The sequence below is a fragment of the Caulobacter sp. BP25 genome (genome assembly GCF_002737755.1).
In the GTDB taxonomy this organism is placed as follows: domain Bacteria; phylum Pseudomonadota; class Alphaproteobacteria; order Caulobacterales; family Caulobacteraceae; genus Caulobacter.
In genome coordinates, this window is record NZ_PEGH01000007.1 from 227,347 (window position 1) to 233,434 (window position 6,088).

Annotated in this window: 4 protein-coding genes; 1 reads left to right on the forward strand and 3 read right to left on the reverse strand. The window is 62.1% G+C overall.

What is annotated here, in order from left to right; all coding sequences use genetic code 11:
- Positions 1-122 precede the first annotated feature (122 nt).
- Entirely contained in the window at positions 123-728 is a 606-nt protein-coding gene (locus CSW59_RS04910; protein WP_099442974.1) for a TetR/AcrR family transcriptional regulator, read from the forward strand.
- Here the strand turns inward: CSW59_RS04910 and CSW59_RS04915 are convergent.
- The 3 genes from CSW59_RS04915 to CSW59_RS04925 all read right to left on the reverse strand — a co-directional run.
- The gene (locus CSW59_RS04915; protein WP_099442975.1) at positions 706-3,228 is read right to left on the reverse strand and encodes a TonB-dependent receptor; all 2,523 of its coding nucleotides are present in this window, start codon (positions 3,226-3,228) and stop codon (positions 706-708) included. The genes CSW59_RS04910 and CSW59_RS04915 overlap by 23 nt on opposite strands.
- A gap of 64 nt (positions 3,229-3,292) precedes the next feature.
- Entirely contained in the window at positions 3,293-4,714 is a 1,422-nt protein-coding gene (locus tag CSW59_RS04920; RefSeq protein WP_099442976.1) for an NAD(P)/FAD-dependent oxidoreductase, read from the reverse strand.
- A gap of 442 nt (positions 4,715-5,156) precedes the next feature.
- Positions 5,157-6,088: efflux RND transporter permease subunit (locus CSW59_RS04925; RefSeq protein WP_143754949.1), on the reverse strand; the 932-nt coding region annotated here is incomplete at its 5' end.

Sequence of the window (6,088 nt, forward strand, 5' to 3'; positions counted from 1 at the left end):
GCGTCCCATGTGCTGGAGGTTTCTGATGCGCCCAAAGCCGGCCATGGCTACCAGTTTACGGTGCGGGTGGTCGTGGCAAGAATTGCTGCTACCAACCTTGTCTGAAGACCGGAGGCTAGGATTTGAAGTCGGGCAAAGATGCAACGCGCGCGAGAATTGTCGCGGCGGCCGAGCAGGTGTTTCGTAGGGATGGCGTGAACGCCTCTCTGGAGCTCGTCGCGGCGGAAGCAGGTGTTTCTCGCGCCACGCTTTTCAGGCTTTTCGACGATCGAGACGCTCTTATGGTTGAGATCATGGAGGTGATGGTTGCTCGATACGAAGAGCGCGCCGCCGCCTGTGTCGACAAACCTGATGGGTTGGCTCGTCTTCTGCGGCTAGCGGCGGAGGAAGTCTCAAACCAAGCCCCCATGGTTCGCTACTGGCGTGGCATGGATCCCAATCTGCCAGCCATGCGAAGCGCGATGGCCCGACACAGGGAGCCATTCGAGCGCGCACTGCTCGCGGCAAAACGTTTCGGTCATTGCCGGCCTGACGTCGACATGATCGATATCTCTCTGCTGGGATCCCTATTCAATGCGTCTGTGACGCTCTTTTCCGATAGTGAGCGGGATGAGGCTATGCGACGAGCTTGGCGCATGGCCGTTTCCATTCTGGGACTGGTGGACGAAGGAGCGCGACGCGATTTTCACGCTCCTTCTCAAGCCGTCAGTAGCTTGCCGACACAGTAAGGCCAATCCGGCGCCCTTCGCCGGCATAGACCTCGGGAATGTTCAGAGCGGACGGATAGCCGACCCGGCTGGACTGAAGGTATGAATTGGCGACGTACGCCTTGTCGAACACGTTTGTCGCCCACAGCGCCATACTATACGCGTCCTTGCTGAAGGTCAGGCGGACATTGGTGAGCGTTCTCGCGCCGATTTCGGTGGTGTTCGTCAGGTTGACATATGATGAGCCTGTGTAGTTCACGTCCACCCGACCTTCGGCGATCCAGTCAGTCCAGACGGCGTGCTTGGTGGTGGCGTGGAGATTCCATTGAGTCTTCACCGAGCGGGTCGGCCGGTTTCCGGAGATCAGCGGAACGGTCGCCGTCGCTCCGTTGGCCAGCCTGACCGTGGTGATCCTGCACCCCGGGGCCGCTGTACCCGTCGAGGTCACGCAATAGATCGAGGACGAAGAGTCATAGGCGCCGCCCTGAAACTTCGGGTCGGCGTAGGTGAACGATCCGCCCAGGCTGATGGTGTCGCTGGCCAGCCAGTCGGTCTGGAGCTCGACGCCGTTCGACTTGATGGCGCCGGCGTTGAGGATCACTGCGGTCGGCACCACGAGGGAGGGGTTGGCGGTATAGGCGCGGCTCTGAACGTTCTTCCAATCGGTATGGAAGACGGCCGCGTTGAAGAGCAGCCGGCGGTCGAACAGGCGGCTCTTCAGTCCAGCCTCGTAGGTCCAGTTCTCTTCTTCCTTGTAGGCGACTTCGCTGGCGAGGATGCCTGCCGTGCCGCCCACGGCATTAGGATTGAAGCCGCCGGATCTAACGCCCTTGGCCGCCGTTCCATAGAAGAAGATCGTCGGGCTGTACTGATAGTCGAGGCTAAAGCGGGGTGTGACGTTCTTGAAGGTTTCGTGGTACTTCGTGCCCGCAGTGGCGAACGCGCCTGCGCTCGGTATATTCACGCCGGCGATTGTCTTATAGGCCGTGGTCGAGAAGTTCTGCGACCACTTGCTGTCAGCGTTATAGCGCGCCTCGGCGCTGAAGTTCATCTTGCCAAGGCTATATCCGACCGATCCGAATATAGATGTCGTACGGGTCGCAGACTTGGTGTAGCTGGCGAACATCTGCTTGTTCACGGGATCGGCCGAGGCATAGAGATTGGCCAGGGCGTTGTAGGCTCCTACGCCGCTGGCTGCGGGAGACAGCTGGTTGAAGCTGATGAAGCGCTCGTTCGAGGCCAGGCTCGAGGAGTCGAACGATAGGCCGCTGGCGTAGAGCGGGATGGTCGAGTTGAAATAGTACCCACCCAACATCCACTTGAACTTGGCGTCGTCGCGCGACTGCAGACGGATTTCCTGGCTGACCGTTCGCACCTTCTCCCGAACCGAGGAGTACGCGTTGAGCTGGAGGGTCCGCGCGTAGGTCGGATTGGTGGCGCAGCTGGCGCCGAGCGTGCAGACGCCGGCGAGCTGCCCGGTCCCCGAGACGTCGTAGTCCGTGTAGCCAATGTTCTGGGACGCGTTGGCGCCGCTGACGCTGACCAACGAGCCCCAATCGAAGTCCCATTTCATGTCCAGTGAGACCTGGGCGTTCTTGGCGTGGGTGTCTGGAACGTTGGACGAGATGTTCGCGCTCGAGCCCGGCTTCAGCTTTCCGCAATAGAGGGTGAAGAGGCCTGTCGCCGCGTTAGTGGTCCCGCAGTTGAAGGTTTTGGGATCCAGCAGGCTGGTAGGCGTCGGCTCGGCCTTGGAGTCCGTATAAAACCCGGCCAAGGTGGCGGAAAACGCGTCCGTCGGCTCCCACTCAAGGGATCCACTGATGGCGGCCTTCTTGTAGCCGCCTAGATTGTCGCTCGAGTTCGAGGCGTTCTTGGCGTAGCCGTCATAGGTGGTGTAGCCGGCCGCGACGCGACCGTAGAGACTTTCCGCCAGCGGCCCGGAGACGGTCGCGCGAGCGCGATAGTCCTTGTCCGCGCCCATCGTCGCCGAGCCTGCGGCGCTTAAGTCGCGAGATGGGCGCTTGGTCGTGATCCCCAGCGCGCCAGCGAAGGTCGAACGACCATAGAGGGCGCTCTGGGGCCCCTTAGCGATTTCGATCGCCCCAATGTCAAGGACCGAAATCATGTCCAGGGTGTTGCGGCTGGTCTGATAGATGCCGTCGATGAACAGGCCGACGTTGGCGTCGGTATTCAGGTCTGTGCTCGTGTTCGCCGGCGCCAGGCCTCGGAGATAGACCGTTTGGAGGTTGCCGCCGCTTGAGGTGGTCATGAAGACGCCCGGCGTGCCGTTGCCCAGATCGGCCAGGCTATTGATGCTACGCCTTTCGAGCTCAGCGTCGGAAAGCGAGGTAATGGTGATCGGCACGGACTGGACGTCTTCCGCGCGTTTGCGGGCGGTGACGAGAATTTCGCCAAGCTCGACGGATGCGGAGGCGTTTGGACTGGCTTGAGCGAAGGCCCGATCGGACGCGATCAGCGCCAAGGCGCAGCTCGCAGTGGTCAAAAGAAGTCGTCTGTTCATTTCTACTCTCCCCTAGATCGTGAAACTTCTTTGCGCGGCGCACGCTCGGTCGCGGCTAGCCGGCTCAGGCGCGACTGATGATCTCAAGTGCGACGCGCTCGCCGCTCTCGAGCGCGGACTCCATGCCGAACTCGATCCTACGCGTGTGTTCGCCAGCGAAGTGCATCACCTGCCAGGGGGTGAGCATGTCGCGCGCGAACGCGTTGACCTGGCCGGGCGCCAGACTGAAGCCGCAGCCGAGTTGCAGGGGATCGAGAGCCCAATCCTTGTAGGTGTTGAGGCGGACACGGCCGCGGGAGGCCGGACGCAGACGGGCCAGTTCCTCGAAAAGGTAGGGAGCCACCGCCTCCGGTCCCCGGGCGCTGATGGCGGTCGCCGCTGGGCCGACCATCACGATCATGGCCCGGTGGGCTCCGGTCCCCTTATGGTTGTCGATCGCCCAGAACATGCCCATGGGCCCGTCCGTCGAGAAGGAAGGCGGCAAGCCATCGTCCAGCCAGAACGGCTCGACGGTCAGGTACATCCGTGCGGTGTTGGCGTAGGGCATCTGGGTGATGGCCTGCGTCACGAGCGGATTGGGCTTGGCCTCGATGGAGATCTTGCGAAGACGCGTGAACGGCACCGCCGAGACCACGAAACGTGCGTTGAAGACCTGACCGTCTTCGCATGTCACCCTGGCCGACCGATCGGTCATTTCGATGCGGGCGACGGCCTTGTTCAGGCGGACTGCGTCTCCGAGGTGAGCGGCCATCGCCAACGGCAGTCGCTGACATCCCCCTTCGATGTTCGAAATCGCGGCGAGACCGCCAATCTCCTTGTGGTCGTTGCCCTCGCCAAACGGATGATCCTTGCGAGGGGCTCCGCCGTCGCCGAGCTTGCGCTCAAGGCCGCCTCGAACCTCCTCCTGCCACATCCGCAGAACCGAAGTACCGTCGATGCTGATGCCGGGGGTCGATAGCGCGGCCAACTCGATGGCCTGAGGACTGTGGCCGCGAGCCTGCAGCAATTGTCTCAGACTGATGTCGTATTGGGCGAAGCGAGGATTGAGCCAATCGTCGAGCTCGACCAATGGATTATATTTCGAGACTAGGCGCGACCCCATCATCAGGGGCGTGATCTCCCGTTCCTCGCCGACACATTGATTCAAGGGCGACTGGGACCAAGTCTTGTTGTCGATCCAGGTGTCCTTGTAGTGCGCGCCGAAGGTCAGAAGGTCTCTGTCTTCGGTCACCAGCTTCAGGCCTAGCCGCTGGCAGAGATCGATCGCCCGCGCGTATCCACGTCCAATCTGGCTTGCGCCGACATCGATGCCGCCCTCCACGGTCTGGACTGTCTTGACGCGGCCGCCGACCTCGCTAGCGGCTTCGAGCACGATCGGCCGCAGGCCTTGCTCCTTGAGCAGCATTGCGGCGTTCAAGCCCGAGAGGCCCGCGCCGATAATGATCACATCGTGGCTTTCAGCCGCCTTGGCGCCTCCGTGGATCAACGGAACGGCGCTCGCGGCCGCGGCGGCTAGAAGATGACGTCTGTTGAGAGCCACGAATAATCCCCAAGGAAGACGAGCTGTAGAGCTCTGCTGACGCACGTCCTTTGAAGGACGCCGTTACCTCAAGGGGTGAGACTTCAGTCTCATTTTCAACGTAGTGCTGTTTTTTGACCGTCTGTCGGATAGCAGACGGCGGCCTCTTCATAGAAAGTCGACGATTGGCTCTTGATGCATCAGCCAAACCGACGCCACCGCCGCAGCCACCAGCCTAAGGAGCCGAGTCGGAGAATTGGAAAGCTTGTCGCCTAGTCCGAGGTGAGGCGCGCCCCCGCGAATGTCGCCTTCCTGCAGGTGCGCCTGGCGCACGACGCCAGTAGGGGGAGGGCCAGCCGAAATATCCGCCAAGATACAGCCTGGACGAGGTTTCGACCGGCCCCTGGAGCTATGGAGCCGGAACCGTTGGCACCATGGCCGTCTGATGATCGTCTTCACCGGGGGCGTTCTTGATCCTGAACCACATCGCGTAAAGCGCCGGCAGGAAGACCAGGGTGAGGATGGTGCCGCCGATCGTGCCGCCGATCAGGGTGTAGGCCATTGAGGACCAGAACACCGACAGGGTCAGGGGCATGAAGGCGAACACCGCCGCCAGGGCCGTCAGGATCACGGGGCGCGCCCTTTGGACGGTGGCCTCGACGACGGCGTGGAAGGGATCAAGACCCTCCTCTTGGTTGATCTGGATCTGGCCAATGAGGATCAGGCTGTTGCGCATGATGATCCCGGCCAGGGCGATCAGGCCCAGGATCGCGTTGAACCCGAACGGCTGGTGGAAGATCAGCAAGGTCGGGGCGACGCCCACCAGAGCCAGCGGCGCGGTCAAGAGCACCATCCACATCGCCGACAACGATCGAACCTGGAAGATGATCACGATCATCATCAGGACGAACATCAGGGGGAAGACGACGGCCAAGGCGGCGTTAGCCTTGCCAGCTTCCTCGATCGAGCCGCCCATTTCGATCCGATAACCGGCCGGCAGGGCCTTGATGATCGGTTGCAGCGACTTCTGGACCTCGATCGAGACGTCCGGCGGCTGCAGGCGCTCGTCGATATCGCCGCGCACGGTGATGGTCGGAATACGGTCGCGGCGGCGCAGGATGGGATCCTCCATGCGGATCTCGGCCTTGCCGATCTGGTCGAGCGGTACGCGCTGGCCGGCGGCCCCGACCAGAGTGAAGGCGCCAAGCCTGGCCGGATCGAGACGGTCCTGGCCGTTGGTCCGTGCGACAACGTCCACGGTCCGGATGTCTTCGCGCACCTGCGTCACCGTCACGCCGCTCAACAGGAACTGAAGCTGCTGGGAGGCGTCGGTCGAGCTGA

Coding starts and splice junctions, on each gene's coding strand:
- CSW59_RS04915 (WP_099442975.1), bottom strand. CDS start 3,228: ATGAACAGACGACTTCTTTTGACCACTGCGAGCTGCGCCTTGGCGCTG.